The organism is Jeotgalicoccus sp. WY2 (assembly GCF_018437745.1).
Lineage (GTDB): Bacteria > Bacillota > Bacilli > Staphylococcales > Salinicoccaceae > Jeotgalicoccus > Jeotgalicoccus psychrophilus.
Map to the genome: position 1 here is coordinate 190,367 of NZ_CP049818.1, position 26,923 is coordinate 217,289.

Annotated in this window: 33 protein-coding genes, 9 pseudogenes and 1 riboswitch; of the genes and pseudogenes, 36 read left to right on the plus strand and 6 right to left on the minus strand. The window is 40.5% G+C overall.

The genetic code is table 11. The annotated features are described in order from the left end of the window. Positions 1-27: 27 nt before the first annotated feature. The 16 genes and pseudogenes from G4D76_RS01055 (at position 28) to argH (ending at position 12,198) form a co-directional block, all read left to right on the plus strand. A pseudogene (locus G4D76_RS01055) lies at positions 28-629 on the plus strand (superoxide dismutase). A gap of 132 nt (positions 630-761) precedes the next feature. Further along, a complete protein-coding gene (locus G4D76_RS01060; RefSeq protein WP_213810296.1) occupies positions 762-1,202 on the plus strand; it encodes a hypothetical protein in 441 nt (146 codons plus the stop codon). Between the two features lie 266 nt (positions 1,203-1,468). Next, positions 1,469-1,585, plus strand: a pseudogene (locus G4D76_RS15710) (hypothetical protein); the annotation flags it as partial. Between the two features lie 48 nt (positions 1,586-1,633). Continuing rightward, positions 1,634-2,122: a penicillin-binding transpeptidase domain-containing protein gene (locus G4D76_RS16460; RefSeq protein WP_371814640.1), complete on the plus strand. Its 489-nt coding sequence runs from the start codon at positions 1,634-1,636 to the stop codon at positions 2,120-2,122. After that, positions 2,122-2,871: a penicillin-binding transpeptidase domain-containing protein gene (locus G4D76_RS15720; RefSeq protein ID WP_213810297.1), complete on the plus strand. Its 750-nt coding sequence runs from the start codon at positions 2,122-2,124 to the stop codon at positions 2,869-2,871. Before G4D76_RS16460 ends, G4D76_RS15720 begins: the two co-directional genes overlap by 1 nt. A 186-nt stretch (positions 2,872-3,057) precedes the next feature. Beyond that, positions 3,058-4,080 (plus strand): phosphate ABC transporter substrate-binding protein PstS family protein, encoded by a 1,023-nt coding sequence (locus G4D76_RS01075; RefSeq protein ID WP_213810298.1) that lies wholly within the window; start codon positions 3,058-3,060, stop codon positions 4,078-4,080. Between the two features lie 71 nt (positions 4,081-4,151). After that, the gene (gene pstC, locus G4D76_RS01080; RefSeq protein WP_213810299.1) at positions 4,152-5,084 is read left to right on the plus strand and encodes a phosphate ABC transporter permease subunit PstC; all 933 of its coding nucleotides are present in this window, start codon (positions 4,152-4,154) and stop codon (positions 5,082-5,084) included. 2 nt (positions 5,085-5,086) lie between these two features. Next, on the plus strand, positions 5,087-5,965 hold the full coding sequence (gene pstA / locus G4D76_RS01085; protein WP_213810300.1) for a phosphate ABC transporter permease PstA: 879 nt from the start codon (positions 5,087-5,089) through the stop codon (positions 5,963-5,965). A gap of 23 nt (positions 5,966-5,988) precedes the next feature. Further along, on the plus strand, positions 5,989-6,822 hold the full coding sequence (gene pstB / locus G4D76_RS01090) for a phosphate ABC transporter ATP-binding protein PstB (protein ID WP_213810301.1): 834 nt from the start codon (positions 5,989-5,991) through the stop codon (positions 6,820-6,822). 3 nt (positions 6,823-6,825) lie between these two features. Then, positions 6,826-7,188, plus strand: a complete 363-nt coding sequence (locus G4D76_RS14105; RefSeq protein WP_250130078.1) for a phosphate signaling complex PhoU family protein — start codon at positions 6,826-6,828, stop codon at positions 7,186-7,188. Positions 7,189-7,213: 25 nt separating this feature from the next. Continuing rightward, positions 7,214-7,477: a PhoU domain-containing protein gene (locus tag G4D76_RS14110; RefSeq protein WP_250130079.1), complete on the plus strand. Its 264-nt coding sequence runs from the start codon at positions 7,214-7,216 to the stop codon at positions 7,475-7,477. Positions 7,478-7,573: 96 nt separating this feature from the next. Continuing rightward, positions 7,574-8,146: a 5-formyltetrahydrofolate cyclo-ligase gene (locus G4D76_RS01100; protein ID WP_213810302.1), complete on the plus strand. Its 573-nt coding sequence runs from the start codon at positions 7,574-7,576 to the stop codon at positions 8,144-8,146. Next, complete coding sequence (locus G4D76_RS01105) at positions 8,136-8,354, plus strand: hypothetical protein (RefSeq protein ID WP_213810303.1); 219 nt, start codon at positions 8,136-8,138, stop codon at positions 8,352-8,354. Before G4D76_RS01100 ends, G4D76_RS01105 begins: the two co-directional genes overlap by 11 nt. A gap of 134 nt (positions 8,355-8,488) precedes the next feature. After that, positions 8,489-9,544 carry a rhomboid family protein gene (locus tag G4D76_RS01110; RefSeq protein ID WP_213810304.1) on the plus strand — a complete coding sequence of 352 codons (1,056 nt, stop codon included), beginning with the start codon at positions 8,489-8,491 and terminating at the stop codon, positions 9,542-9,544. Between the two features lie 88 nt (positions 9,545-9,632). Then, a pseudogene (locus tag G4D76_RS01115) lies at positions 9,633-10,837 on the plus strand (argininosuccinate synthase). Continuing rightward, positions 10,830-12,198: pseudogene (gene argH, locus G4D76_RS01120) on the plus strand (argininosuccinate lyase). The pseudogenes G4D76_RS01115 and argH overlap by 8 nt, the downstream one beginning before the upstream one ends. A gap of 57 nt (positions 12,199-12,255) precedes the next feature. Here the strand turns inward: argH and G4D76_RS01125 are convergent. Further along, the gene (locus G4D76_RS01125; RefSeq protein ID WP_026858146.1) at positions 12,256-12,492 is read right to left on the minus strand and encodes a DUF2759 domain-containing protein; all 237 of its coding nucleotides are present in this window, start codon (positions 12,490-12,492) and stop codon (positions 12,256-12,258) included. Between the two features lie 98 nt (positions 12,493-12,590). On the opposite strand from G4D76_RS01125, the gene G4D76_RS01130 reads away from it, so the two are divergent. After that, a complete protein-coding gene (locus tag G4D76_RS01130; protein WP_213810305.1) occupies positions 12,591-13,202 on the plus strand; it encodes an MBL fold metallo-hydrolase in 612 nt (203 codons plus the stop codon). A 52-nt stretch (positions 13,203-13,254) separates the two neighbouring features. Here G4D76_RS01130 and G4D76_RS01135 read toward each other — a convergent pair whose 3' ends face one another. Beyond that, positions 13,255-13,503, minus strand: a complete 249-nt coding sequence (locus tag G4D76_RS01135; protein ID WP_213810306.1) for a DUF2626 family protein — start codon at positions 13,501-13,503, stop codon at positions 13,255-13,257. 216 nt (positions 13,504-13,719) lie between these two features. Here G4D76_RS01135 and G4D76_RS01140 point away from each other — a divergent pair. The 9 genes and pseudogenes from G4D76_RS01140 (at position 13,720) to gcvT (ending at position 19,093) form a co-directional block, all read left to right on the plus strand. After that, positions 13,720-14,719: pseudogene (locus G4D76_RS01140) on the plus strand (ATPase, T2SS/T4P/T4SS family). Continuing rightward, a complete protein-coding gene (locus tag G4D76_RS14115; RefSeq protein WP_250130080.1) occupies positions 14,682-14,966 on the plus strand; it encodes a type II secretion system F family protein in 285 nt (94 codons plus the stop codon). The pseudogene G4D76_RS01140 and the gene G4D76_RS14115 overlap by 38 nt, the downstream one beginning before the upstream one ends. After that, complete coding sequence (gene comGB / locus G4D76_RS01145) at positions 14,963-15,736, plus strand: competence type IV pilus assembly protein ComGB (protein ID WP_250130081.1); 774 nt, start codon at positions 14,963-14,965, stop codon at positions 15,734-15,736. Before G4D76_RS14115 ends, comGB begins: the two co-directional genes overlap by 4 nt. Before the next feature lie 13 nt (positions 15,737-15,749). Beyond that, a complete protein-coding gene (gene comGC, locus G4D76_RS01150) occupies positions 15,750-16,073 on the plus strand; it encodes a competence type IV pilus major pilin ComGC (protein WP_213810307.1) in 324 nt (107 codons plus the stop codon). Beyond that, positions 16,051-16,482, plus strand: a complete 432-nt coding sequence (locus G4D76_RS01155; RefSeq protein WP_256440514.1) for a prepilin-type N-terminal cleavage/methylation domain-containing protein — start codon at positions 16,051-16,053, stop codon at positions 16,480-16,482. The genes comGC and G4D76_RS01155 overlap by 23 nt, the downstream gene beginning before the upstream one ends. Continuing rightward, positions 16,472-16,729: a hypothetical protein gene (locus G4D76_RS01160; RefSeq protein WP_026858134.1), complete on the plus strand. Its 258-nt coding sequence runs from the start codon at positions 16,472-16,474 to the stop codon at positions 16,727-16,729. The genes G4D76_RS01155 and G4D76_RS01160 overlap by 11 nt, the downstream gene beginning before the upstream one ends. Beyond that, complete coding sequence (locus G4D76_RS01165; protein ID WP_213810309.1) at positions 16,698-17,114, plus strand: hypothetical protein; 417 nt, start codon at positions 16,698-16,700, stop codon at positions 17,112-17,114. Before G4D76_RS01160 ends, G4D76_RS01165 begins: the two co-directional genes overlap by 32 nt. A gap of 178 nt (positions 17,115-17,292) precedes the next feature. Beyond that, positions 17,293-17,780, plus strand: a pseudogene (locus G4D76_RS16465) (shikimate kinase). Between the two features lie 65 nt (positions 17,781-17,845). Further along, positions 17,846-17,936: riboswitch (glycine riboswitch) on the plus strand. A 74-nt stretch (positions 17,937-18,010) separates the two neighbouring features. Continuing rightward, positions 18,011-19,093: a glycine cleavage system aminomethyltransferase GcvT gene (gcvT, locus tag G4D76_RS01180; protein WP_213810311.1), complete on the plus strand. Its 1,083-nt coding sequence runs from the start codon at positions 18,011-18,013 to the stop codon at positions 19,091-19,093. A gap of 590 nt (positions 19,094-19,683) precedes the next feature. On the opposite strand, the gene G4D76_RS01185 is transcribed toward gcvT, so the two are convergent. From G4D76_RS01185 to G4D76_RS01200, 4 genes and pseudogenes are all read right to left on the minus strand, one after another. Continuing rightward, positions 19,684-20,070, minus strand: coding sequence for a rhodanese-like domain-containing protein (locus tag G4D76_RS01185; protein WP_026858130.1), 387 nt, complete (start codon positions 20,068-20,070; stop codon positions 19,684-19,686). A gap of 28 nt (positions 20,071-20,098) precedes the next feature. Further along, positions 20,099-20,313, minus strand: a pseudogene (locus G4D76_RS01190) (SA1362 family protein); the annotation flags it as partial. Further along, positions 20,310-21,216: pseudogene (locus tag G4D76_RS01195) on the minus strand (DUF1385 domain-containing protein). The pseudogenes G4D76_RS01190 and G4D76_RS01195, both read right to left, overlap by 4 nt. A gap of 15 nt (positions 21,217-21,231) precedes the next feature. Next, the gene (locus tag G4D76_RS01200) at positions 21,232-21,792 is read right to left on the minus strand and encodes a hypothetical protein (RefSeq protein WP_213810312.1); all 561 of its coding nucleotides are present in this window, start codon (positions 21,790-21,792) and stop codon (positions 21,232-21,234) included. A gap of 115 nt (positions 21,793-21,907) precedes the next feature. On the opposite strand from G4D76_RS01200, the gene G4D76_RS01205 reads away from it, so the two are divergent. The 10 genes and pseudogenes from G4D76_RS01205 (at position 21,908) to G4D76_RS01235 (ending at position 26,918) form a co-directional block, all read left to right on the plus strand. Next, positions 21,908-22,963: a M24 family metallopeptidase gene (locus G4D76_RS01205; protein ID WP_213810313.1), complete on the plus strand. Its 1,056-nt coding sequence runs from the start codon at positions 21,908-21,910 to the stop codon at positions 22,961-22,963. A gap of 27 nt (positions 22,964-22,990) precedes the next feature. Next, entirely contained in the window at positions 22,991-23,548 is a 558-nt protein-coding gene (efp, locus tag G4D76_RS01210; RefSeq protein ID WP_026858125.1) for an elongation factor P, read from the plus strand. A 105-nt stretch (positions 23,549-23,653) separates the two neighbouring features. Then, positions 23,654-24,085, plus strand: a complete 432-nt coding sequence (accB, locus tag G4D76_RS01215) for an acetyl-CoA carboxylase biotin carboxyl carrier protein (protein WP_026858124.1) — start codon at positions 23,654-23,656, stop codon at positions 24,083-24,085. Further along, positions 24,082-24,381, plus strand: a complete 300-nt coding sequence (locus tag G4D76_RS14120; RefSeq protein ID WP_250130082.1) for a biotin carboxylase N-terminal domain-containing protein — start codon at positions 24,082-24,084, stop codon at positions 24,379-24,381. The genes accB and G4D76_RS14120 overlap by 4 nt, the downstream gene beginning before the upstream one ends. 33 nt (positions 24,382-24,414) lie before the next feature. Beyond that, positions 24,415-24,621: a hypothetical protein gene (locus G4D76_RS14125; RefSeq protein ID WP_250130341.1), complete on the plus strand. Its 207-nt coding sequence runs from the start codon at positions 24,415-24,417 to the stop codon at positions 24,619-24,621. Then, positions 24,546-24,980: pseudogene (locus G4D76_RS14130) on the plus strand (acetyl-CoA carboxylase biotin carboxylase subunit); the annotation flags it as partial. The gene G4D76_RS14125 and the pseudogene G4D76_RS14130, both read left to right, overlap by 76 nt. Positions 24,981-25,121: 141 nt before the next feature. Continuing rightward, positions 25,122-25,424: a hypothetical protein gene (locus G4D76_RS14135; RefSeq protein WP_250130265.1), complete on the plus strand. Its 303-nt coding sequence runs from the start codon at positions 25,122-25,124 to the stop codon at positions 25,422-25,424. Between the two features lie 104 nt (positions 25,425-25,528). Beyond that, positions 25,529-25,675 carry a hypothetical protein gene (locus G4D76_RS01225; RefSeq protein WP_213810314.1) on the plus strand — a complete coding sequence of 49 codons (147 nt, stop codon included), beginning with the start codon at positions 25,529-25,531 and terminating at the stop codon, positions 25,673-25,675. A gap of 98 nt (positions 25,676-25,773) precedes the next feature. Continuing rightward, entirely contained in the window at positions 25,774-26,064 is a 291-nt protein-coding gene (locus tag G4D76_RS01230; protein ID WP_213810315.1) for a hypothetical protein, read from the plus strand. A gap of 110 nt (positions 26,065-26,174) precedes the next feature. Continuing rightward, positions 26,175-26,918 (plus strand): Ltp family lipoprotein, encoded by a 744-nt coding sequence (locus G4D76_RS01235; protein ID WP_250130083.1) that lies wholly within the window; start codon positions 26,175-26,177, stop codon positions 26,916-26,918. Positions 26,919-26,923: the final 5 nt, after the last annotated feature.

A 26,923-nucleotide genomic window follows, 5' to 3' on the forward strand; every position in this document is an offset into this window, starting at 1 on the left:
AACAATTTTGAAGGGAGATTTTTAATTATGGCTTTTGAATTACCAAAATTACCATACGCTTATGATGCTTTAGAACCTCATATCGACAAAGAAACGATGGAGATTCACCACTCTAAGCACCATAACACTTATGTAACAAAATTAAACGACGCAGTTAAAGGTACAGATCTCGAGTCTAAATCGATCGAAGAAATTGTTAAAAACTTAGACGCTGTACCAGAAAACATCAAGACTGCGGTACGTAATAATGGTGGGGGACACCTCAACCACACATTCTTCTGGGAATTACTTTCTCCAGAGAAAAAAGAATTATCAGGTGACTTAAAAGAAGCAATTGAAGCAGCTTTCGGTTCAGTTGATAAATTTAAAAAGAATTTGAAGCAGCAGGCGCTGGCCGTTTTGGTTCAGGTTGGGCTTGGCTAGTAGTTAACAACGGTGCTTTAGAAATTACAAGCACACCTAACCAGGACAACCCTGTATCTGAAGGTAAAACTCCAGTATTCGGTGTTGACGTTTGGGAACATGCTTACTACCTTAAATACCAAAACAAACGCCCTGAGTATTTAGGCGCAATTTGGAATGTAGTAGACTGGGACAAAGTTAGCGAATTATATCAGGCTGCTAAATAATACAGCATTAAAAAGACGGGGATTCTATCCTCGTCTTTTTTTATTTTAGTATACCCGCATTAAAATATGTTAAAATGATGTGGACTTTATAAAAGGGTTTGATGCAGGTTGAAACGAGCAAAAATTAAAAGTTTGGATGCTATAAATAAACAGGTGCTGAAATCGCGTATAAATATAATTATGCTAATAATTTTTATTCTTTTCTTAATTCTAATTATACGTCTCGGCTACCTGCAGATTGTTCTCGGCGATACATACCAGGAACAGGTTGAGAATGCACAGTATGTTGAAATCAATCAGAGTGTGCCGCGTGGTGAAATTTACGACCGCAACGGCAATCTTCTTGTTGGCAACACTGCTGAAAAAGCTATTTATTTCACCAGACACAGAAATATGTCTAACTTCGAAATAATGGATGTCGCAAATACTCTCAGTACATACATAACTATGGACACTGAAAGTTTGTCGCTCCGTGATAAGCAGGATTATATTATTAATAACTACCGGGAGAATTATCAGCAATTATGCCTGAACAGGTTACTTTGCTTGAAACGGAGGAATTTCCCAGAATGATTTTAATGAAGATGCTTATAATATATCGACGAAGAATTTGCAGATTCAGTATTAAATGAAGAAGATTTAAATATTATCGCTGTTTATGTTGAAATGGTCTCAGCGAGTGAACTTAATCCGGTCATCGTGAAGAGTGAAGATGTTACCGAGGAAGAGTTTGCAAAAGTTAATGAAGATCTTGAAGAGCTTGCAGGAATTTCACCGGTCTTGACTGGCAGCGGGAGTATCCTTATGATGCAGCGCTCCGCACAGTTCTCGGTGAAGTATCAACAAATGATGAGGGACTGCCTCGTGAACTTGTTGAATATTACCAGGCACTCGGGTATTCACGTAACGACAGAGTAGGGAAGTCTTATTTGGAATTCCAGTATGAAGACGTTCTCCGCGGCGAAAAACCGCAGGTTAAATATACGACCGATAAGTCCGGCAGAGTGACTGGCGAGGAGACGATCAAAGAAGGAAAAGCCGGAGACGACTTATATCTCACTATAGATATCGAACTGCAGCTTGAACTTGAAAAGATAGCCGAGCATCATTTAACGGGCATCCGGGACATGGCTGAAGAAATAGTAGAGATGGATGAAGCGAATGGTGATATTGATTATACGATTATTCCAGAATATATCGATACCGTGCAGCTTGTTGTGCAGGATCCGAACAATGGAGATATACTCGCGATGATCGGCAAACATATTAATGAAGACGGTGATATCGTCGATTATGATTACGGCACACTGACGGCAACTTACGTTCCTGGATCATCCGTTAAGGGTGCAACTGTTGCGACAGGTTATCAGGAAGATATTCTCGATGTCGGGGAAACACTTATCGATGAACCGATGACATTTTCAGGCACGGCTACGGTAAGTTCATTCTTTAACCGTAATGACCAGGTGCCGGTGATGACCAGAGAGCACTGATGGTTTCGTCCAACACGTATATGTTTAAAATTGCACTCGCTATAATGGGTGAAGAGTACAGTCCGAACATGCCGCTGCCGACGGATGTTACAGCAGCAGGTTACGCACTCCGTAACGGTCTGTACCAGTTCGGCCTCGGCGTATCGACAGGAATCGATTTGCCAAATGAAGCGAGGGGTCTCTCGCCTCAGCTGACAAATCCGATGAATTATCTGTACTTAAGCATTGGACAGTACGATACGTATTCAGCACTGCAGCTTTCGCAGTACATGTCGACATTTGCAGCTGACGGCAAACGCGTTCAGCAGCATCTAGCTAAAGAGGTACGCGGCAGTAACGCTAATGAAAAAGGACCGGTATTAAATTCATACGGCACGAACGTTCTGAATACGATTTCGATTACTGAAAGCGAGATGACACAGATTCAGCAAGGTTTCTATGATGTTTTCAACACTCATGATGAAGCGAGAGATATGTACGGTACCGGTTGGGATGCTTATCAAAATCTGGAACCGAAAGCAGCAGGCAAGACAGGTACCGCGGAGAGCTTCAGAGACGGCGACCCTGTTTTAAATCAGACTTACCTCGGCTATGCACCATATGATAATCCCGATATGGCATTTTCAATTATTTTTCCAACCATGCCGAGTACTGTGCCGTTCTTCCCGGCGCAATTCATGGGACAGGATGTTATAGAGAAATATTATGAAATACTACTGCCAGGAGCGGAACCTCTGTTACAACTATGATGCAGATGACTTTTTACTCAGCTCGAGTTTGGCAGCTATTAAATTTTAGACCTTAATCTACGGATTAAGGTCTTTTTTTGCATCTTTACATAACCTTAACAATTCATTAATTTTACATTTACAATAGCAGGCTAGAATAAGAATGTAAGATAAATTACTAGATAACTAATTGGAGGAATTTTAGCTATGAAGAATTTATTTCTTGCTGCGCTACTAATGAGCTTAATGTTCATTCTGGCGGCTTGTTCTGGTTCAGGATCAGAAGAAGATACAGGCAGCGAAGAAGCTTCAACTGAAGAAAGCACTGAAGAAGAAAATACTGAGGACGAAAGTTCAGAAGGCGGATCATCTGCTGAAGTTACAGGCAATGTAAATGAAGATGACGAGCAGATCGCTGGTGAAGGTTCTTCAACAGTATTCCCCATACTTAACCTTTTGGTCGAAGACTTTAACGCTGACCACGGTGTAGCAGTTGAGCTTGGAGGTAACGGAACTGGATCAGGTTTCAGTGCGTTAATCGACGGTACAGCACAATTCGCTAACGCATCACGTGGTATTGAGCAGGAAGAAATTGATGCTCTTGAAGACGGCGGAGTTGAATGGACAGAATTCTTAGTAGCTACTGACGGATTGACTGTTGCAGTTAACCCGTCTAACGACTTCGTAGAAGATTTAACATTCGATGAACTGAAAATGATCTATTCAGGCGAAGCTGAAAACTGGTCAGATGTTCGCGAAGATTTCCCTGAAGAACCAATTACAGCATACGGTCCGGACCAGTCACATGGTACGCACGACTTCTTTAATGAAGAAGTCATGGACGAAGAAGGTGTCCAGGGTCAGCTAATCCAGGATACTAACCAGGTTGTTTCATCTGTAGTAGCTGACGAGAATGCAATCGGATTCTTCGGATACAGTTTCTATCAGGCAAATGAAGATTCATTAAAAGCTGTTTCAATCACAGGACCTGACAGCGAAGAAGCTGTTGAACCAACATTTGACAATGTAATGAACTTCTCTTATCCATTGTCACGTCCGCTTTATGTTTATGCGAGCAATGCTGCATTAGAAGAAAATGAAACGTTCCATACATTTATGGAATACACGCTTCAGAATTCACAATCAGCTGCAGAAGAAGTTGGATACGTACCTCTTGAAGACAGCGCGCTTGAAGAAGAACTTGCTAAACTTCCAAACTTAGAACAGTAAGAATTAAAAACTTATAACAGATGGACGGGGATCCTTTTATCCCGTCCATTTTTAAAGTAAAGAGAGGCTTTATGATGAGTAATAAAAATATCAGAGATCAAATTATTAACAACACCAGAAATAAATCCAATATTTTTGAGAGATTGATTCCAGTCATTTTACTCTTAATTACTTCAGTATCTATTCTCGCAACTATCGGTATTCTGGTCACATTACTGTCTGAGTCTTTTGAGTTCTTCTCACGTGTGCCTATTACTGAATTCCTGACTTCAGCACATGGCAGCCATCAGCCATACGTTGGCGACGGCGAGTGGGGAATATGGGCACTTATTATGGGAACACTTAAAATTGTAGCAATCGCAGTTGTTTTCGCTGTGCCAATCGGGCTCGGAGCTGCAATTTACTTAAGTGAATACGCATCTGAAAGAGTCAGACGTATTATTAAGCCTATGTTAGAAGTGCTTGCAGGTATTCCTACAGTAGTTTACGGATTCTTCGCAATTAATTTTGTTAACCCGATCCTCCAGGGTATATATAGCGGTTTTGGTTTATACAATGCGGTTTCTGCCGGTATTGTAGTAGGTATTATGATTATCCCGATGATTGCGAGCTTAAGTGAAGATGCAATGAGCTCAGTTCCAACTGCCATGCGTGAAGGTTCGCTCGGTATGGGAGCAACACGTTTTGAAACAGCCGTCAGAGTCGTTATCCCGGCAGCATTTTCCGGCATAGTTGCTTCATTTGTACTCGCAATTTCACGTGCTATCGGTGAGACGATGATCGTATCAATTGCAGCAGGTTCAATGCCAAACGCAAGTTTCGATCTAACAGAACCTCTGCAGACGATGACAGGGTTTATCGTTCAGATTACTTCTGGTGATGCTGCATTCGGCACTGATTTATACTACAGTCTGTTTGCCGTCGGTATGATGCTGTTCATTATGACACTGTTAATGAATGTGATTGCATCGTGGTTCACTAAGAGATTTAAGGAGGAGTATTAATCATGACTTTGGTAGACAAAGATATCATTGCCAAAAAACGTACCGGCAGACAATCGAGAAACCAAATATTTAAATGGTTATTCTTCCTCTGCACGATGTTCGGTCTGGCAGTATTAATTTTGCTGATTGCCGATACGCTGATGGACGGCTGGAGCCGGTTAAATCTCGACTTCCTGACTAATTTTAACTCGAGCAGGGCTGAGAATGCCGGATTCTTCGGCGCAATCGTCGGCTCGCTCTGGCTGATGCTTGTAACCACACCGGTTGCAATTATACTGTCAGTCGGAACAGCATTATATTTAGAAGAGTATGCACCTAAAAATAAATTTACAGAATTCATTAAAATAAATATTTCAAACCTCGCAGGAGTACCTTCAGTCGTGTTCGGTCTGTTAGGACTGGCAATGTTCGTCCGGGCATTAGCACTTGGCAACTCGGTACTCGCTGCAGGTCTTACGCTAGCACTGATGATACTGCCGGTTATTGTAGTGGCATCACAGGAAGCAATCCGCGCAGTGCCTGCTTCAGTCCGTGAAGCATCGATCGGTATGGGTGCCACTAAATGGCAGACTGTATCAAGAATTATTTTACCAGCAGCAATTCCCGGTATTATCACAGGTATTATCTTAGCAATATCACGCGCGATTGGTGAGACAGCACCGCTTGTAGTCATCGGAGTTCCGACGACACTGCTGGTTACTCCAAGCAGCATATTCGATTCATTCCAGGCAATGCCGATGCAGATTTACAGCTGGGTTAAAATGCCGAATGAAGAATTTCAGTACATCGCAGCCGCAGGGATTATTGTCCTGCTTGTCATACTGCTCTTGATGAACTCAGTCGCAATATTTATCCGCAATAAGTTTTCGAACAGATATTAATTTTTGAAAGAGGAGTTTTATAAATGGTAGAACTAAAAACTGCAGTTAAACACAATACACAGGAACAAAGCGTAGAGAAATCGCCGATTATCCAGGAAGAAAAAGACATTGTTTTCCAGTCTAAAAACTTTAATCTGTGGTACGGTGACAACCATGCACTCCAGGATATTAACTTAACTTTCCACGAAAACGACATCAATGCGATCATCGGACCATCAGGCTGCGGTAAGTCAACTTTCGTTAAATCATTAAACCGTATGACGGAATTAGTACCGATTGTCCGTACAGAAGGTGATATCCAGTTCCGTGGAGATGATATTTTTAAAAGCGGCATGTCAGTTGAAGAATTAAGAACACGGGTCGGCATGGTCTTCCAGAAGCCAAATCCGTTCCCGAAATCAATTTATGATAACGTGGCATACGGCCCGCGTGTTCACGGCATTAAAAAGAAAGCAGTGCTTGACCAGATTGTAGAGAAATCACTGCGCAGTGCGTCAATCTGGGACGAAGTTAAAGATCGTCTTAACGACAATGCTTACGGCCTGTCAGGCGGACAGCAGCAGCGTATTTGTATCGCGCGTGCTTTAGCTGTTGAACCTGAAGTTATTTTAATGGATGAGCCGACAAGTGCACTCGATCCGATTTCAACGACTAAAATTGAAGATTTAATGCAGGAACTTAAAAAGGATTACAGTATCATTATCGTGACGCACAACATGCAGCAGGCTGCACGTGTGTCGGACAGAACATCTTTCTTCTACCAAGGCTATGTTGTTGAATCAGACGATACGAATGTTATTTTTGAAAATCCTTCTGACAAACGTACAGAAGATTACGTATCGGGCAGATTCGGTTAAAATATGACTGTTTATCGTGAAAAGTTCCATGAAGAACTTAATTCACTGATCAGCGAATGTATAATCCTTGGGAAAGAATGTCATGTAAGACTGGCAAACACTGTTGAAATACTTGTTGCAGAAAATATTGACGAGGCAAGGAAAGTCGTCCGTAAAGATGCGGAGATTAATAAAATGGAAGCAGATATTAATGCGCATGCTATTAATTTAATTACGACACAGGCGCCTGTCGCAACTGATTTAAGAATGATTATTTCATGCATTAAGATCGCTGATAACTTAGAGCGTATCGGTGATAATATAAGCAATGTGGCAGAAGTAAGGAAACGTATTAAAATACGAATGAACGCACGCTGCTCCGTTTAAAACGATGGAGCGTCTCGCTTCATTAATGCTTGAAGATGTTTATACCGCCTTCAAAGAAGAAGATATGGATCTGCTCGATGAAATTATTTTGAGAGATCAGGATATCGACGCAGTATTCGTCCAGATTACCACTTCTGATATTTTTGAAGAATCGGATGCATTTTTAACCGGTCAGATACAATTAACAGCTAAATACCTCGAACGTATCGGCGACCACATTAAAAGTATTGCTGAACATATTTACTATATTCATACGGGCAATCCGTACGAAAAGCACAAGAGCGAATAAGAGAAACCTCCAGTAATTCTGGAGGTTTTTCTATATTCATATAGAATAACTGTAAGGAAGCAATATATGAAATAAATATATAAAGGGGTTTTTAAGATGACTAAAAAAGAATTACGTCAAAATATGATCAGCACCTTAAAGTCGATGGACGAACAGGCTAAACTGCGTGCTGAAGAAAATATTACAGCATATGCAGCGGACTTTATTCAGTCGGGCAATTATAAGAGTGTCGGCATAGTACTGCCGATGAAAATAGAATACGATACGTGGAAACTGATTGATGAACTGCTTGAAATGAATGTAGACGTGTTTTCACCGCAATGTCATTACGATGATAAGTCAATGACTTTCCACCGTCTGACTTCCAGGGATGAAGTGACGCTCGATAAGAAAAATATTCCAATTCCGAGTCCTGATGCACCGGTTAACAACGATGTGGATTTATTAATCGTGCCCGGCCTCATCTTCAGTCCTGAAGGATACCGTATCGGATACGGCGGCGGCTTTTACGATCGTTTCCTAACGACTTTTAAAGGCGATACAGCTTCATTAATTTTCAGTGAGCAGATAGGGGAGACTATCGTTGAAGAATATGATCTGCCGGTTAATACACTGATTACCGATAAAGAGATATTTAACGTAAAAGAAGTGAGAGAGCATGAAGAATAAATGGCAGGCAGCATTTGAAGTTGCTAAATATACAAATTATGATTTTCTTCATTATGAAAATGATACGGAAATCATCTGGCTGAAAGACCGCAAAAAGAAAACACTGATGTGTCTTTTAGATCTTGATTTGTCTGACAGTGAGCTTGAATCATTACAGATAATATTTTTAATTCACAGGATAATCTGTCACAAATCGCAGGCTTCTTAGTTAAAACAATTAATTTATATCATTTAACCGAGAAAAAGTTCACCCGTAAATTTAAATCAAAAACATTAAAAGTGAATCACCGGACGGTTAACAATCTTGAAAAGATTATCTCAAACCCTTTTTATAAAATAGATATGAAATATAAGAAGCCGAAAGATGATGCATTTTATAAACGCAGACTGATGTCCCGTCATCCATTCGAGAAATACATGATCAAATTTACGCCGATGACTCTACTGCTCGTTACATTAAATACGATTGTGCTGTTAATCAATCTAATATTTGTTCATCTGTTTAATACTTATGAATTAACGAATCTTCTTGCAGTCAGTCATTACGAAGTCGCTTCAGGTGAATATTACAGACTCGTCACCAGTACATTTTTACACGTAGGAGTCAGCCACTTCCTGTTTAACATCTTCGCCTTGTATATACTCGGCAAGTTCGTTGAAGGAATATACACGCCGTGGCATATGCTCATAACGTACATTACAGCAGGCACCATCGCGAGCCTGTTTTCACTGGTCTTCATTACCGAAGGAATATCTCTCGGAGCGAGCGGCGCTGTATACGGACTGCTTGGATTAATTATTATACATTTATTAATCACAAGAAAAATCAAAGCAAAACTGATTTTCCAAATAATCGCAGTGTTTGCAGTCGTTTCAGTCTTATCTATGTTCACAGCAAACATTAATCATTATGCACATATCGGCGGACTGATTGTCGGCGTGCTACTTGGTATCATATTCAATTTCAGAAAAATTCAGTTTAAATATACGATTATAGCTGCAGCTGTCTTAATCTTATTCACGATGTTCAGCCATTTTGGCATGAATCAGCAGACTTCTGTTCATCCGATGGACGATGAAGCTCTGCACTATTATGAAGAGGGCAATTACGACGCTGCACTGGAGGTCGTAAATAATTCGATTAATAAAGAAGTTGCGACAGATATGACTTACTATCTCCTCGGCAAGCTGTATATTGAGTCGGGCGACGGAGAGAAAGGGCAGCAGTACGTAGACAAAAGCTATGAGATGGATCCATCAAATGAGTTTGCTGCCAAAGAAAAAATACTCGAATTCCGTAAAGTCCAGGATTATGAAAGTATGAATGAAGCGATCAGCAAACTGGATACGCCTGTTGAAGATAAAGGCCTGCAGATTCTCCTCGATGAAGCCAATTAATAAATATGTATAAATATACTTGATTATGTAAGTTTATGATGTTAGTATAAATTATCAAGAAAACAAATAAACTTATGAGGTGACATATATGGCACAGAAAAAAGTAGTTTTAGCATATTCAGGCGGTTTGGACACGAGCGTTACGATTCAATGGTTTATCGATAAAGGATTCGACGTTATAGCGGTATGTTTGGACGTCGGTGAAGGCAAGGACCTTGACCAGGTTCATGACAAAGCAACTAAAAATGGGTGCCATGAATGTCACATCATAAATACGCAAAAAGAATTCGCAGAAGAATTCGTTGCCTACACTATTTACGGAAACTCAATGTATGAAGAAAAATATCCATTGGTATCGGCACTCAGCCGTCCGTTAATTTCTAAAAAATTAGTAGAAATTGCACATGAAACAAATGCTGATTACGTTGCACGGCTGTACAGGTAAAGGTAATGACCAGGTGCGTTTTGAAGTGGCAATTAAATCACTTGATCCGACAATTAAAGTTCTTGCACCTGTACGTGAATGGACATGGTCAAGAGAAGAAGAAATTGAATATGCAAAAGAGCATAACATTCCGATTCCAGTTGATCTTGATTCACCATATTCAGTAGACCAGAACTTATGGGACGCAGCAACGAATGCGGTATTCTTGAAAATCCGTGGGCGGCGCCTCCGGAAGATGCATATGACCTTACTGTAAATATTAAAGATGCGCCGGATGAAGCTGAAGAGTTATTAATCACATACGAAAAAGGACTGCCGGTCGCAATTAATAATGAAAAGTTTGAACTGCACGAATTAATCTTGCATTTAAATGATGTTGCAGGTAAACACGGCATCGGCAGAATCGACCATGTTGAAAACAGACTTGTCGGTATTAAATCGAGAGAAATTTATGAAACACCTGCTGCGAAAGTTATTTTAACTGCAAAACACGATTTAGAAACGATTACGCTGACAAAAGATATCGCTCACTTTAAACCGGTAATCGAGCAGAAATATACAGAACAGGTGTATAACGGCTTATGGTTTACTCCATTATCAGACACGTTAAGAGCAACACTGAAAGATATGCAGCAGCCGGTAAATGGTGATGTGCGTGTGAATTATACAAAGGCAACGTAACTGTTACAGGACGTAAGTCAGAGAACAGCTTGTATAATGAAAAACTTGCAACATACACGAAAGAAGATGCGTTCAACCAGGAAGCATCAGTCGGCTTCATCGAAATCTTTGGACTTCCGACTAAAGTTAAAGCAATGCTTGAACAGGGAGTTGCTGTGGATGAGTAAAAAAGCTTGGGGCGGCAGGTTCCAGGAAGAGTCAATATCATGGGTGGAAGAGTTTAATGCTTCCATCCATTTTGATAAAGTTTTGATTGAAGAAGATATTAACGGCAGTATTGCACATGCCAATATGCTTGCAGCACAGGATATCATTTCAGAAGATGAGAACAGTCAGATTAGAGAAGGGCTGCTCAGCATACTGGATGATTATAATAATGATAAATTAACATTCAGCGTCTCCGAGGAAGATATTCATATGAATGTCGAAGCGAAACTGATTGAAAAAATCGGTGCAGCGGGCGGCAAACTGCATACAGCGAGAAGCAGAAATGATCAGGTCGCAACAGATATGCATTTATATGTAAAAAAGAAGTAAATGCAGTCATTAGCAGTGTGGAACTGCTGCAGGAGACAATTATCGAACTTGCAGAAAAACACCTTGATATTATGCCGGGCTACACGCACCTGCAGCGTGCACAGCCGATTTTATTTTCACATCATATACTGACATATTTCTGGATGCTGGAACGCGATAAATCACGTTTTAACGATTCTTTAAAACGCATTGACGTCTCTCCCCTCGGCGCAGGGGCAATCAGCGGTACAACTTTTAATATCGACCGTTTCCAGACGAAAGACGAACTGGGCTTTGAAGGTATTTATCATAACAGTATGGATGCTGTCAGCGACAGGGTTATATTGTTGAAACGCTGTCGAATATCTCTCTGACGATGGTCCACTTATCGAGACTGTCAGAAGAACTGATTTTCTGGACGACAGATGAGGCAAACTTCGTGACGCTGAGTGACGCGTTTACGACAGGCTCTTCAATGATGCCGCAGAAGAAAAATCCGGATATGGCAGAACTGATTCGCGGTAAGAGCGGACGTACAGCTGGGCACCTTATGTCCATGCTGATGCTGCTAAAAGGCCTGCCGCTGACTTACAACAAAGATATGCAGGAAGACAAAGAAGGCCTGTTTGACTCTTTAACAACTGTTAAAGGTTCACTTAAAATTATGAACGGCATGCTCGATACGCTGACGATTAATGAAAAAGTGCTTGAAGAAGCAGTTACTGAAGATTTTTCCAATGCGACGGAGCTTGCTGATTATTTAGTGTCTAAAGGCATTCCATTTAGAGATTCTCACGAAGTGGTCGGCAAACTGGTTTTTGAATGTATACAAAATGGTATTTATTTAAAAGATATGGAACTTGACGAATTTAAAGCTGCGAGCGATGTAATCGAAGAAGATATTTATGATATTCTGTCTCCGAAAGTTGTCGTTAACAGAAGAATCAGCTACGGCTCAACAGGCACAGAGTCTGTTAAACAGCAGCTGGAAGTTGCTAAAAATCATCTGTAAATTTTAAAAACTCCCTTTCGGAATATTCCGAAAGGGAGTTTTATTATACTTAAATTTTTAACCGAGATCCGGATAACCGAATGTGAATATCGTTGCTAGTGTCCAAAGTCCGAAGACAAGAACTGTTAATGCACTAAAACCCGCAGCAAGAAGGTTTTTAGCTTTCATAGAGTTTAAAAGTCCAATCACTCCAAAAATTGCTACTAAGCCCATAAGAATTGCAAGTGCGTTAACACCGATTCTAATAGTTAATCCACCAATAGTAAATAATTCTCCTGTATCGAAGAAAGGCATTATATTGACCCCCTAATCTTTCTCTTTAAACAATCACTTAATAATATTGTATAATTAATCTATAGTTTTGTCGAGAACATTTTGGAGAGTGATTACTAATGAAAATAACTAGATTGCCTTTAGGAGCTTTACAAACAAATTGCTACATTGTCAGTAACGGAGAACGACTGCTGGTAGTCGATCCGTCAGCGGAAGCGAAAGTAATTATCGGTAAGCTGAAAGATATCGGACTGCCGGTGGACGGCATTCTGTTAACTCATGCACATTACGATCATTTCGGCGCTCTGGATGAAGTTCAGGCTTTTACAGCAGCTGAAGTCTACATGTCAGATATCGAAATCGACTGGCTGACAGATATCGCTAAAAACGGCTCAATACGCTTCACTGAGGAGATTACTTCATCAGTGAGACCAAATACCCTGAAAGAGGGTTCAGCTGCTGTAGGAGGGTTTAAATTCGATGTCATTCATACTCCGGGCCATTCACCTGGCTCACTGAGCTATAAATTCTATGACTTTGTCATATCAGGTGATGTGTTATTCAATAAAGGTGTCGGCCGGACTGATCTTTACGGAGGGAGCACAGCTGAAGTAATGTACTCAATCAGAGAGAAGCTGTATAAGCTTGCGCCTGAAACAATTGTATATCCGGGTCATAATACACCGACAACAATTGGTGATGAAAAAGAAAATAATCCGTACGTAAGATAAATAGTCAGTTAAAAAGGCAGGAACACAAATGTGTTCCTGCCTTTTATTTTAATTAATTTTCGTTGCCGAATGATGGTTCAAGTAAGAACGTTGTGTAATATGTAAAGCCGACAAAGAAGAAGACTAAGTAGGCAGCAAATATGTACATGTACATTCTTTCACTTAATTTCATGTAACCAAGTAATACAAAGAGTCCAGTCTGTGCTACGAAGAATAGTGACATTGTAACCATATCTCCGATATAGAACAGAATTGCAAACATCGCAGTCCAGAATCCAATCATTTTAAATACTTTATCCATGTGATACATCCTCCCACCTGAATAATTTCACATATCATTAAATTCAATTATAGATAAACTCAGCGGCAATGTAAATAGGAATTGCATTTATTTTGCTGTAATTAAATTCCAAAACTATGTAAGTTAGTGTAAAAAGTAAACCAGTTTTGCTATTTTTGTATTAAAGTAACTTTTTTAAAAGGAAATCGCACTTTCCGCGTATATATAGGGTAGGAGGTGTTTTTTTTGAAACAGCTGGCAGAAACAATAATTAAGGATGCATACGACAGTGGCGCAAGCGATATTCATATTACGTTTGAAAAGACCGAAGGTTCGGTTAAAAAACGTATTCGCGGCAAGATGGTAGCCGTCCGTTCATTGGAAATAGGTATGCTGAAACGTCTGATTAACTATTTAAAGTTCATTGCAGAACTGGATATTAACGAACATAAAATTCCCCAGAGTGGCCGCACGAGTTTTTACATTGATGACTTACAATGCAATATACGCGTCAGCACGCTGCCACTTACGATTATGAAGGAAATTGTAGTCATCAGACTGTTGAATACCAGTGCAGGAAAATCTTCAGAAAGTCTTTTTTATAAAGATGAAGATTATGAATTTCTCACTTCATACATGAAATTATCACAAGGGCTGATACTCTTTACAGGGCCGACAGGCTCCGGCAAAAGTACAGTGATGTACCGTCTCGCGACTGATGCAGTCACGGAGAGTACGCGGCAGATAATAAGTATTGAAGATCCCGTCGAGTTTGAAATAGACGGTCTCGTGCAGGTCGAAATAAATGATAAAGCAAAACTAAGCTATCGACCGCTGATCCGCGGTGTGCTCCGGTGCGATCCTGATAATTATGTTCGGTGAAATTCGCGACAGTACAATTGCTGAAGAACTGCTGAAAACAAGTCTGTCGGGTCACCTGGTGCTGAGCACCTTCCACAGTAAAAACGCGCTCAGCACACTGACGCGTCTGAAAGATTACGGCTTATACAAAGAAGAGATGGCCGAGAGCATTTCACTTATCGTCAATCAGCGGCTGATTCATACTGCCGGCGGTTCTTTTATCGTGTATGAGTATCTGGACAAAGAAATGATTCAGACTCATTTAAACGGGGGCCGCGTATCGTATAAAACGATCCAGGATAAACTTCAGGAAATACACGGGGAAGGGGCACTGACGGATGAAGAATATGAATATTACCATCGGTCGTTCCAATAAGCTCGGTAAATACGATGCACACTTCTTAACAAAACTTGCGGGTTTACTTCAAAACGGCTTCACGATGAAGCAGGCGTTAACGTTTTTAACGGAGCAGTATGACGTAATTAAGCAAACGGACAGAAAAAATTTACTGGATATGATCAACGAAGGTGCATCATTAAGCACCGTACTTAAGTATCTGGGCTTTTCAAATTCGATAATTATGCAAGTGTCGTTCGCAGAAATACACGGTGAGTTATTATGAACCTGGAACAGTCGGGGGAATATTTAAATACGCGGCGAAAGACGATGCAGCAGCTCGCAAAGACACTGCAGTACCCACTCGTGCTCGTTTGTATTTTCATCATTATGCTGGTGCTGTTAAATTACACGGTAATTCCGCAGTTTAATGATCTCTACAGCGCTATGCAGGCCGATAAAACAATGCTCGTCAATATGTTGACGCTGATTTTAAACTACTTGCCGTATGCAGCTTTAGGAATGCTGCTGGTAGTATTCTTCTTTGCACTCACAGTGCTGATTATCATCAATCTTAAAAATACTGAGCTCGCATCTAAACTGCTGTTAAAGATCCCCGTCGTTAAAACTTACTTTAAATATTATGTCACTTACCGCTTCTCGCGCGAGTTCGGCTACTTTTTAAATAACGGACTTGAAGTAAAAGAGATTATTCTACTGTTTAAAACACAGACCATTAACCGTTACTTAAGCCTGCTGGCACAGACAATCGAACAGCAATTGCTCTACGGCGTATCACTTGGTGACGCAATTGAAGAACTGGATATGCTGGACAGGCGGCTCGCAGTGTTCGTCAATCACGGCGAATACAACAGCAATGTAGGGCAGGAGCTCATTATTTACAGCGAATATTCTTTAGAAAATATCATTATTAAAATTGAAAGCTTAACGAAGAAAATACAGCCTATTATATTTTTAATTCTCGGGCTGTTAATCGTCTGTTTGTATTTAGTAATTGTATTACCAATATTCAATATGATGAGCACGATAAAATAGGAGGAATTATATTATGAGAAAAACAATTAAACGTAAATTTAACAACAATGAAGAAGGGTTTACACTGATTGAAATGCTGCTGGTACTGCTTGTTATTTCAGTGCTGATTATACTTATTATCCCGAATATTGCCGCACAGAGCAGAAATGTACAGGACACAGGATGTGAAGCGCAGGTCCGTATGGTTCAAAGCCAGATAGAAGCATATACAATTAATGAAGGCGGAACACCTGCGTCGATCGAGGAATTAGTGCCCGATTATTTAACAGCTGAACAGGTCAGCTGCCAAAATGGTGATTCTATTACGATAACTAATGGCGAAGCAACGCGGCAATAGCGGATTTACTATGATGGAAATGATGCTGGCGCTAATGCTCGTCAGCATCATTTTGTCACTTTCCATTCCGCATTTACCTGAGTACCGGGAAAATGGTGCCGCGGATGAAATTGACAGCATCAGCTATGTCTTTCAAGGCGCCCAGATGAAGGCGCTCGCTGCAGAAGAGTCATTTATCGTGTTAATGGATCACGATATTCAAACGATTACGGTAAGGGATAAAGCACGCAGAATAATTTCAAGTTATGAACTGAAGACATGCCGTCTGGAAAACTACGGTATGAACAGTTTCACTTACAAAGAAAATGGTGACACGAATGCTTTCGGTACAGTCCATATATCGTGCGGAGGTAAAATCGTTAAATTTATTTTTCAAATACAGAAAGGAAGATTCAGAATTGAACAATAACGGATTTCTTTTGTTTGACAGTATGCTGGCTCTCTTGATTTTCACATTCATCGTTCTGCTGCTGCCGGGAATTTTTTATATTTCAAGCACCGACCAGCTGAGTCTGGAATCTCTGAAAGTTTACCGTGAACTGTATATTTTGAGCGCAAGTTATGACGAACCTCTCGACTATATTAAAGCTGCAGAAAAAATCTTTGATAAGGCGGGGATACCATGTGACGAGCGGCTCAAAAAAATATGCGGCTGACGGATTTACTTATTTGGAGATGCTGCTGTCGTTGATGACGGCCGCTTTAATTATGGCGGTTATGCCTAACGTGATGATACTGTTTCAAGGATTGACGCTTCACGAAGATCATTATGATACCGATATCTTTATGCTGGATATTATAGAAGTATCTAATGCAGCTAAAGAAATCGGTGCTGAAGGAAAGTCGGAAATTAATTTTAAGACAGACAGAGGAAAAATTTCATACAGCTACAGCAGCGGTCGGATTATTAAAAGTATCGATAGTGCGGGGTTTGTTACTTTAATGTTCAATATCGACTCATTTGTCATTACAGAAACGAAAGAAACGATTGCCCTGCAGCTGAAAGGAGCAGCCGATGAAACACTCATTTTTAAAAAGTGACGGGTTCTTTAGCCTGTCGGTATACTTTTTACTTATATATTTAATCGGGGTATACTATCATTACTATAATAGATTTCAGCTGATACTCGATATCCGCATGAATTTAATTGAAATCTATATTTCAAGAATTGATCAAATAATAAATTAGGTGAATGATAATATGATATTAATCGGCTTTATGGGCTGCGGAAAAACGACTATCGCACATGAACTGGGTACTCAACTGAATAAAGAAATTATCGACCTCGATGCAGTGATTCCGACAATCGCCGGCAAAACGATTCCGGAAATCTTTGATGCAGAAGGGGAAGCAGCCTTCAGGGAATATGAATTCCAGGCACTTCATACAACGCTTAAAAAAGATGTCATTATCGCGACAGGCGGGGGGTCGTCACGTACGAAAAATCTTACAATCTGTTAAAAGACTTAACCGGCAGACCGGTATTCTTTTTAAACGCACCATTTGAAGAGCTGTACAGCCGGATTCAGCAAGATGAAAACCGTCCGCTCGGCAATCAGGATATTGATAAAGTACAAACGCTTTATAATTCAAGATTGGATAAGTACGTTTCACTTGCCGACAGCGAAATAAGCACTATGCAGACAGTTGAAAAAACAGCTGCTGAAATCATTGGCTACATGGACAGAGTGAATTTTAAGGCGTGAGTATTCAGCTTGCCATTTTAAATAAATTATGAGTAATGTATACGGATTCAGAAAGACAGTTACGGATGAATAATACTGGAGAGAACGCATTATGCGTCGCCGAAGGAGCAAGCCTAAGAAGGTCAATCTCTCAGGCAAAAGAACAGTATTGCGACGTAATCCTGAAGATTATTTCAACAGGACAGCGATTAGTCACTGTCCTGTTTTATTTATTTGAGGAGGAAATTGTAATGAGTGAGTTAAAAAGAACACCTTTAAACGAGTACTATCATGAGAACGGTGCTAAACTGGTCGATTTTGGCGGCTGGGAAATGCCCGTTCAATTCTCAAGCATCAAAGAAGAACACACAGCAGTAAGAGAAGACGTTGGTATTTTCGATGTCAGTCACATGGGTGAAATTCGTGTTACAGGCGCCGAGGCTGAAAAATTCTTAAACTATGCACTGACTAACGACGTTACTAAGTTAACAGATGTAAAAGCTCAATACACTGCGCTCGCTAACGAAAAAGGCGGAGTAATCGACGACCTTGTAATATACAAGCTCGCTGACAATGAATACCTGCTTATTCCTAACGCAGGCAACACAGAAGAAGATTTCGAATGGCTTAAAGCTATCGAAGGATACGATGCTGTTGTGGAAAACGTATCTGCAGATTACGGTCAGCTTGCAGTACAGGGACCGAATGCAAGAGCATTAGTACAAAAATTCACAGAAACTGATCTTTCTGAACTGAAAATGTTCAACTTTGTAACAGGCGCTCAAGTAGACGGTAAAGACGTTATTATTTCACAAAGCGGTTACACTGGAGAAGACGGATTTGAGCTTTACTGCAAACCAGAAGATACACTTCACCTGTGGAAACTATTCGTAGATAACGGTGCTGTTGAATGTGGGCTCGGTTCACGTGATACACTTCGTCTTGAAGCTGGACTTCCACTTCACGGACAGGATTTATCACCTGAAATCTCACCACTTGAATCACGTATCGGTTTCGCTGTTAAAGTGGACAAAGGCGACTTTATCGGTCAGCCGGTATTAAAAGCACAAAAAGAAAATGGAATTCCACGCCGTCTGTCTGGATTTGAAATTACAGGCAAAGGAATCGCGCGTACGGATTACGAAGTATACGACAACGAAGGAAACAAAGTAGGTTACGTAACGAGCGGTACACAGTCACCAACGACTAAACGCTCAATCGGTTTCGCACTAGTTGATACTGACTTCTATGAGTTAGATAAAGAATTCGTAATCAAAGTACGTAACAAAGACGTACCTGCTAAATTCGTTAAAACACCATTCCATAAAAACTAATTAAAACGGGCTGGGGATCTTTTTATTAAGATTCCCAGCCCATTTTTTATTGGGAGGTGAAAATTCCCGGTTTGGATACCTATGTAGAATGGACAGGGTAATCCAGAGCACTGCGAGTGACAATGTCAAAGTCACATGGTAATCCAAAGCTTCCCGAGTTACCATGTTAAAGTCACATGGTGGTCCGAAGCCTCCCGGGTGACGATGTTAAAGTCACATGGTAATCCAAAGCTTCCCGAGTTACCATGTTAAAGTCACATGGTGGTCCGAAGCCTCCCGGGTGACGATGTTAAAGTCACATGGTAATCCGGAGCACCGCGAGTGACCATGTCAAAGTCACATGGTGATCCGAAGCCTCCCGGGTGACCATGTCAAAGTCACATGGTGATCCAAAGCTCTCCGAGTGACCATGTCAAAGTCACATGGTGATCCAAAGCTCCCCGAGTGACGATGTTAAAGTCACATGGTAATCCAAAGCACCGCGAGTGACCATGTCCTCCCAAGCCCTTTTGTTATCTATAGGGAATCATCCTCCCGTCGTCATCAAAAAAAGCGTCTGACCGATTCCGGCCAGACGCTTTAATATTATATTAACGGTTTTTAGATTTAATCTTACCTGTCCATTTAGCAATTCCCTGCTTAAGAACGTTGATGTCTTTATGACCGTCTTTTTTCAGCATACGTGCTGCACGTAATGCCGTACGTCCATTTTGATCGTATAAGTAAACCGGTTTATCTTTACGGATACCGCCTTTTTTCATCTGGAATGATGATATTGGAAGGTTTCTTGCTCCGAGGATATGTCCGTGTTCAAATTTATCTTTCTCGCGTAAATCCACCAGCTGTACTTTACGCAGATCTTGATTAAATTCATCTTCCTTCAGCATGTTGACGCCTCTCATACTTAAAAATGCATTTATCACCAATGCAATGATGACAACTGCCAGAATAATTAAAGCAATAATCCAGCTTTCCACTTAAAAACCTCTCCTTATATATGTTTATTTTTTTACGTTGTTTACGTTTTGCTTTGCGCAATGCTTTTTTATATTTCTCTGATCTTCAGTTAAGATAACGAAATAGTAAATGCCGTATAAAATTGCTGCAAGCACTAAAAGAAAAATCAATGAGCTGACGATCATATTTAAGACCATATCAAGATTCATCAAAAGGCCGATTGCTGCGATAAGTAAAACGATAATTACCAAAGCTCTTTTCATTTTTTATCACTCCCTAAAAGATGGTTGAATGAATGTATAGCAACTTCCACCTGATCATTATGTGGCTGTTTTGTAGTCAAGTACTGCAGCCATAAACCTGGAAGTCCAAGGAATTTCAATACTGGAACTTCTCTCAGCTTGTTCGTAAGCTGCAGTACTTCAAATGACAGCCCGAGCACGACAGGTATCAGTAAAATTCTGTTGATTACTCTCACATACAGCGGGTCGACTGGTACAAACATGTACACGACGAATCCGACAAGCTGTAAACAGTATAAAAGAACTGCCGCAGCGGTAGTGGAGCCTTGATTCTGCTTGAACATTTTCCACCGTAAGCGGCTTGTCCTGTTCAAAGCAGTTAATGACTTTATGTTCGGCCCCGTGATACTGAAACAGTCTTTTTACCATCGGTGTCAGCGACAGCAAATAGATGTAACCGAGCAGAATAATTAATTTAATCAGTGTCTCCAGTGCAACTTGTCCGAATTTTCCGGTAATAATACCGGAAAATATCTCCGCTACAAAAACAGGTATCAAAGTCAGCACAAATTTACCGATTAAGAAGGTAAGTATACCGATAATTACAGTGGAAAGCACGACTTTCGCAGTATTTGCAGAATTTTTCTCCGCTTCTATTTTATAATCTTCCCTAGGGTGCCGGTCGTAGCGGTCCGCTGCAAAGTCCATATGCTTCATGCCGTAGACACTTGCTTCTAAAATGGCGACATTGCCGCGGACGAGCGGTATTTTCTTTAGTTTAGTTAAGAACGACCTTTCGGGCCGCGGCATCTCAAAATAATCAATGTCGCCATTTGTCCGCCGGATAGCTGTAGACATATGGGTTTTCGACTGGAACATGACGCCCTCAGGCACTGCCTGGCCGCCGTAGATCGGTTTTGTCATTATTCTTCATTCTCTCTACAAGTATTCTGTCGCCGACTGCAGCCGCTCAATTGCTTCGTTAAGCAGTGCATCGTCTTCTGCAGCCAGTGCATCTGCAATCTGGTTGACAGCTTCAGTAATTTCTTCATTGGCAAGAACCACATTGGAATGTTCCCGTTCGAGAACGTCGGTGAGTTCCAGTTCGCTGACAGCAGCATAATATGTATCAACTGTGTCGGTAACTGCATCTCTTGTTTTGACGATATCGCCTGTATTCAGCTGTTCGTTACCGCGGTAGGCAGCAATGTGTTCGTTCATTTTACTAAGGTTTTCTGTAATGCCGGTTGCATATGTACTTACGATTTCTACATATTTTTCGACATTGGGATTATCGCGGTCACGTTCGAAGTTAACTATTTGTGTGTCGAGGTTTTCCAAATGCAAAGTAAGCTGCTGATTGCGTACCTGTTCGGTCTGCAGCAGGCCTTCCAATTCACTTTTGTATTCCTCCTGCTCTATGAGCGACTCTTCAGGTGAACTATTTGAGCACCCCGCAGCGAGTAATATTAATATCATTGCAGACAGTTTAAGTTTCATCGCACATTCTCCTATATTTCATTAGACTATTTTAACATGTTAGCGTTAAAATATAAAAAGAAAATGAAATAGATATTAATTTCATGTAAAATGGTTATGGAGAGGTGGAGGAGAAATGATTAAATTTGATAAAGTACAACAGTTGTTAGAGAGAGAACACCTTGATGCATTACTCGTAATGAGCAGTCACAACAGAAGATATTTAAGTGATTTTACCGGCTCCAGCGGAGCGCTTATTATTACGAAGGACTCAAGATTCCTAATGTCAGACTTCAGGTATAAAGCCCAGGGAGCTGAACAGGCTGAAGATTTCCAGTTTGTACTGCAGGAAAAAGGACTGCTTGATTCAATAATTTCATTTATGCAATCAAAAAACATTAAACGTATTGGTTTCGAAGGGGAACACGTAAACTACAATACATACAGTAAAATTAAAGAAGATTTTGAAACAGTGCCATTAACAGGAGAAGTTGAAAAAATCCGTTTAATTAAAACGGATGAAGAAATAAAATTAATTCAAAAAGCATGTGAAATTGCTGATCAGGCTTATGAATATATTTTAACTTACGTTAAAGCCGGCATGACTGAAATGGAAGTCAAAAATGAGCTCGAAGCTTATATGACAAAACTCGGTGCCAGCGGACCAAGCTTCGATACGATTGTAGCCAGCGGTCACAGAGGCGCATTGCCTCACGGTGTCGCTTCAGACAAAGTGATTGAATCAGGCGATATGGTAACATTGGACTTCGGTGCTTACTATAAAGGATATGCATCCGATATTACGCGTACATTCGGCGTTGGTTCTGTATCTGAAGAGATGGAGAACATATATAATGTCGTTTTAGAAGCTCAACTCAAGTCATTGGAAGAAATTAAATCTGGTATGACAGGGGAGGAAGCTGACACTATTGCACGCGATGTAATTAGCGGACACGGTTTTGGCGAAAACTTCGGTCATTCACTCGGTCACGGCTTCGGCCTCGAAGTACATGAATTGCCAGGTCTCGCACAAAAAAGTACAATGACTTTAGAACCCGGCATGTGTGTCACGATTGAACCCGGTATTTATGTGGACGGTTTAGGCGGTGTGCGTATCGAAGATGATACGATAGTTACCGAAACTGGTCTTAAAAAATTAACACACAGCAGTAAAAAACTGTTTATCGTATAAGAAAAGCAGATTACTAGGAGGAAAATCATGATTTCAGTTAACGATTTTAAAACTGGACTTACAGTAGAAGTAGAAGGCAATATCTGGAGAGTTTTAGACTTCCAGCACGTTAAACCGGGTAAAGGTGCGGCATTCGTGCGCAGTAAATTAAAAAACCTTCGCAACGGCGCAATACAGGAAAAAACTTTCAGAGCAGGCGAGAAAGTCGGCAGAGCTCAAATTGATAACATGAAGATGCAGTATTTATATGCAGATGGCGACAGCTATGTATTCATGGATAACAACTCTTATGAACAAATTGAAATTCCTGGCGATCAGCTGGAATACGAACTAAAATTCCTTAAAGAAAATATGCCGGTATCAATTATGATGTACGGAAGCGAAACACTCGGAGTAGAACTTCCGAAAACTGTTGAACTTGAAGTTACAGAAACAGAACCGGGAATTAAAGGTGACACTGCGAGCGGTGCATCTAAAACAGCAACACTTGAGACAGGTATAACAATTCAGGTACCTTTATTTGTTAACCAGGGCGATATGCTGGTTGTTAATACTGATGAAGCTTCGTACGTTTCAAGAGCATAAGACATTTTAAGAGCAGTAAATATTTACTGCTCCTAATTTATACTTGAATTGGTATGACCACCTATGTAAAATGTAGACATATTATTTTATGGGAGAGTAAAACTAATGAATTTAGAACAAGTCGATTCTTTAATAGAAAAAATGGAACGCGCATCTCTTACTGAAATTTCTTATAAAGACAAAGATGTGGATATTAAACTTAAAAGAGAATTAGCACCAGCGGTTACACCAGTACCTCAGGTGGCACAAACGCAAGCAGTAGCCCATCAGGCTCCAGCTGCAGAAACTCAGCCTGCAGACGAAGGTCTTGTTGTCAGAGCGCCGATGGTTGGTACGTTCTACAAAGCACCTTCACCTGAAGCTGAAGCTTACATAAAAGTAGGGGACACAGTTTCAAGTACATCAGTCGTTTGTATTTTAGAAGCGATGAAACTATTCAATGAAATACAAGCAGAAGTATCCGGTGAAGTCACAGAGATTCTAGTAGACGACGGAGATATGGTTGAATACAATCAGCCATTATTCAGATTACGATGATTAAAAAGGTATTAATCGCCAACCGCGGTGAGATTGCGGTAAGAATCATTCGTGCATGTCATGAACTTGGAATCGAAACTGTCAGTATATACTCTGAAGCAGATCATGATAGTCTACACCGGAAACTAGCGACAGAATCATACTGCATCGGACCCAAGCTTTCAAAAGACAGCTACCTGGATATGATAGGTATTATAACTATTGCACAGTCCACAGGCTGTGATGCAATTCACCCGGGTTACGGATTTTTAGCTGAAAACAGTGATTTTGCTGAGATGGTGAATCATCAAGCTTAATCTTTATCGGACCGATGTCTGAAACAATTCACTATGGGTGTGAAGGACGTTGCGAAAAAGACGATGATTGAAGCGGATGTACCGACAGTACCAGGCAGCGACGGTGTAGTTAATCACTTGATGACGCTTATATTATTGCTGAAGAAATCGGCTATCCCATCATTATTAAAGCAAGCCACGGAGGCGGCGGTAAAGGAATCCGTGTCGCACGTACTAAGAAGAATTGACTCAAAACTATAAATTAACTGAGCAGGAAGCTGAAAGTGCATTTGGCAATAAGAGTCTTTATATTGAAAAATATTGAGAACTTCCGCCATATTGAAATTCAGGTGCTCGGAGATTACCATGGCAATGTTGTCCATTTAGGCGAGCGCGACTGTACAGTACAGCGCCGCATGCAAAAACTTGTGGAAGAAGCACCAAGCCCGGTCATTAGTGAAAAAACACGTCTTGAAATGGGCGAAACAGCAGTCCGTGCAGCGAAAAGTATCGACTATATCGGTGCCGGCACGATTGAATTCATCTACGACTTAAACGATCATAAATATTACTTTATGGAAATGAATACACGTATTCAGGTCGAACATCCGGTAACAGAAATGATTACCGGTATAGACCTAGTGAAATCACAAATACTAGTCGCAAACCATGAACCGATTCCTTATAAACAGGAAGATATTAAATTCGAAGGCCACGCATTTGAATTTAGAATTAACGCTGAGAATCCGTATAAAAACTTTATGCCATCAGCAGGGAAGATTACAGAATTCCTTCAGCCTGGCGGATTCGGAGTAAGAATGGACACTGCATCATACGCAGGATATGTGATTCCTCCGTATTACGATTCAATGATTGCTAAACTGATCGTTCACGGTAAAAACCGAGAAGAAGCAGTCGCAACTGCGAAACGTGCACTCGATGAATTCCAAATCAGCGGCATCGATACGACAATCCCGTTCCACCAGAATATATTATTAAACAATGCATTCTTAAGCAATGACTATAATACTAACTTTTTGGCAGAACAGGATATTATGAAGTAAGACTTTGAACCGTCTTTTTATTCCTCACGGAATAGGGAGGCGGTTTTTATCTTCTTAAATTTAGGGTACACATTAATAAATAGTATTGAGGAGGATATAAGACTATGAATAAGGTCCTTGAAGTATTTAATGATGAGCTGAAAAAAGTGCAGAGTAATGATGCAGAACAAACTGAAGAGCATGAAAATGACAACTTTTTAGAAGAAATTGAAAAGGATATCGGTGATATTCCCGGCCACTTCGGACCGTGATTGAAGTTATTCAGGAAAAATGATACACGGCTGAGGTCAGGCATACAGAAGTATACAAAGCAGGAGATGAAGTTGCTGTTTTATATAAAGGCAGTACGGTGATTTCGTATCAGCTGCAAAAGAGAAGAGTATCATCCAATGTGCCGGCAGCCTACAGAATTAAAGTTGGCGGTAAACTGCAGCTGCCGGATATGCTGGTGCAGACGAATGACAACGGTCATTACTACTTTGAAGATAAACACACATCGACCGAAGACAATGACAAAGACGACCTCGTTGGTATTCCATACCAGGACGCGGATGGTGTTGTTGAAACCGATCAGTTTGAGAGAGTATTAGAGAAGCACGTTGCAAGACTCGCGAGATATGTGGGGAAAGACGGACAGTAGGACTAAACTTTAACGAACTAAAATAACAGAAAAGTCTAAATTTATATAGCCTTTAGTACTTATATTTATTATAATTAATGTAAATATTGTAATTAAGGGAGAGTTGTCTAATGCGAAGGTTTTTAATGCTGGGAAGTTTATCGGCTATGTTGTTACTTGCCGCGTGCGGTACAGGAGATGAAGTTGAAGATGCGTCTGCAGAAAACGTTGAGGTTTCTGAGGTAGAAGAGGAAAATAAGAAGTTGAATGAACAAATTGGTGAACTGGAAAATCAAGTTACAGAATTGGAAGGGCAGGTTTCAGAAAATGATGAAACCAATTCAAATGATACTGATGTAACTGCTTTGGAAGAAGAAATAGACAGCTTGGAAAATCAAATTGCTGAGAAAGATGAACAAATTTCTTCTTTAGAAACGAGCCTGTCAGAAACTGAATCAAAAGTCGAAGAACTGGAGCTCGCAGCTGAGGATCAATCAGCGAGTGAACCAGCAGATGAACAGGAAGATGCAGAAAAAGCAACTGCTTCATCATCAGATGATTCAGACGATGTCCCGAGAGAATGGGAATCTGCATTAAGCAGTGCTTATAACTATGCCGAAATTATGAGCATGTCAAAAGCAGGTATATATGACCAGCTGGTATCCGAGTATGGTGAAGCATTCCCGGAAGAAGCTGCGCAATATGCGATTGATAATATTGAATTCGACTGGAATGAAAATGCTTTGAAATCAGCTGAAAATTATCAGGACCTGATGAGTATGTCGCATTCAGCAATTTATGATCAGCTGATATCTGAATATGGTGAGAAATTTACGCCGGAAGAAGCACAATACGCAATCGATAATCTGGAATAGTTTAT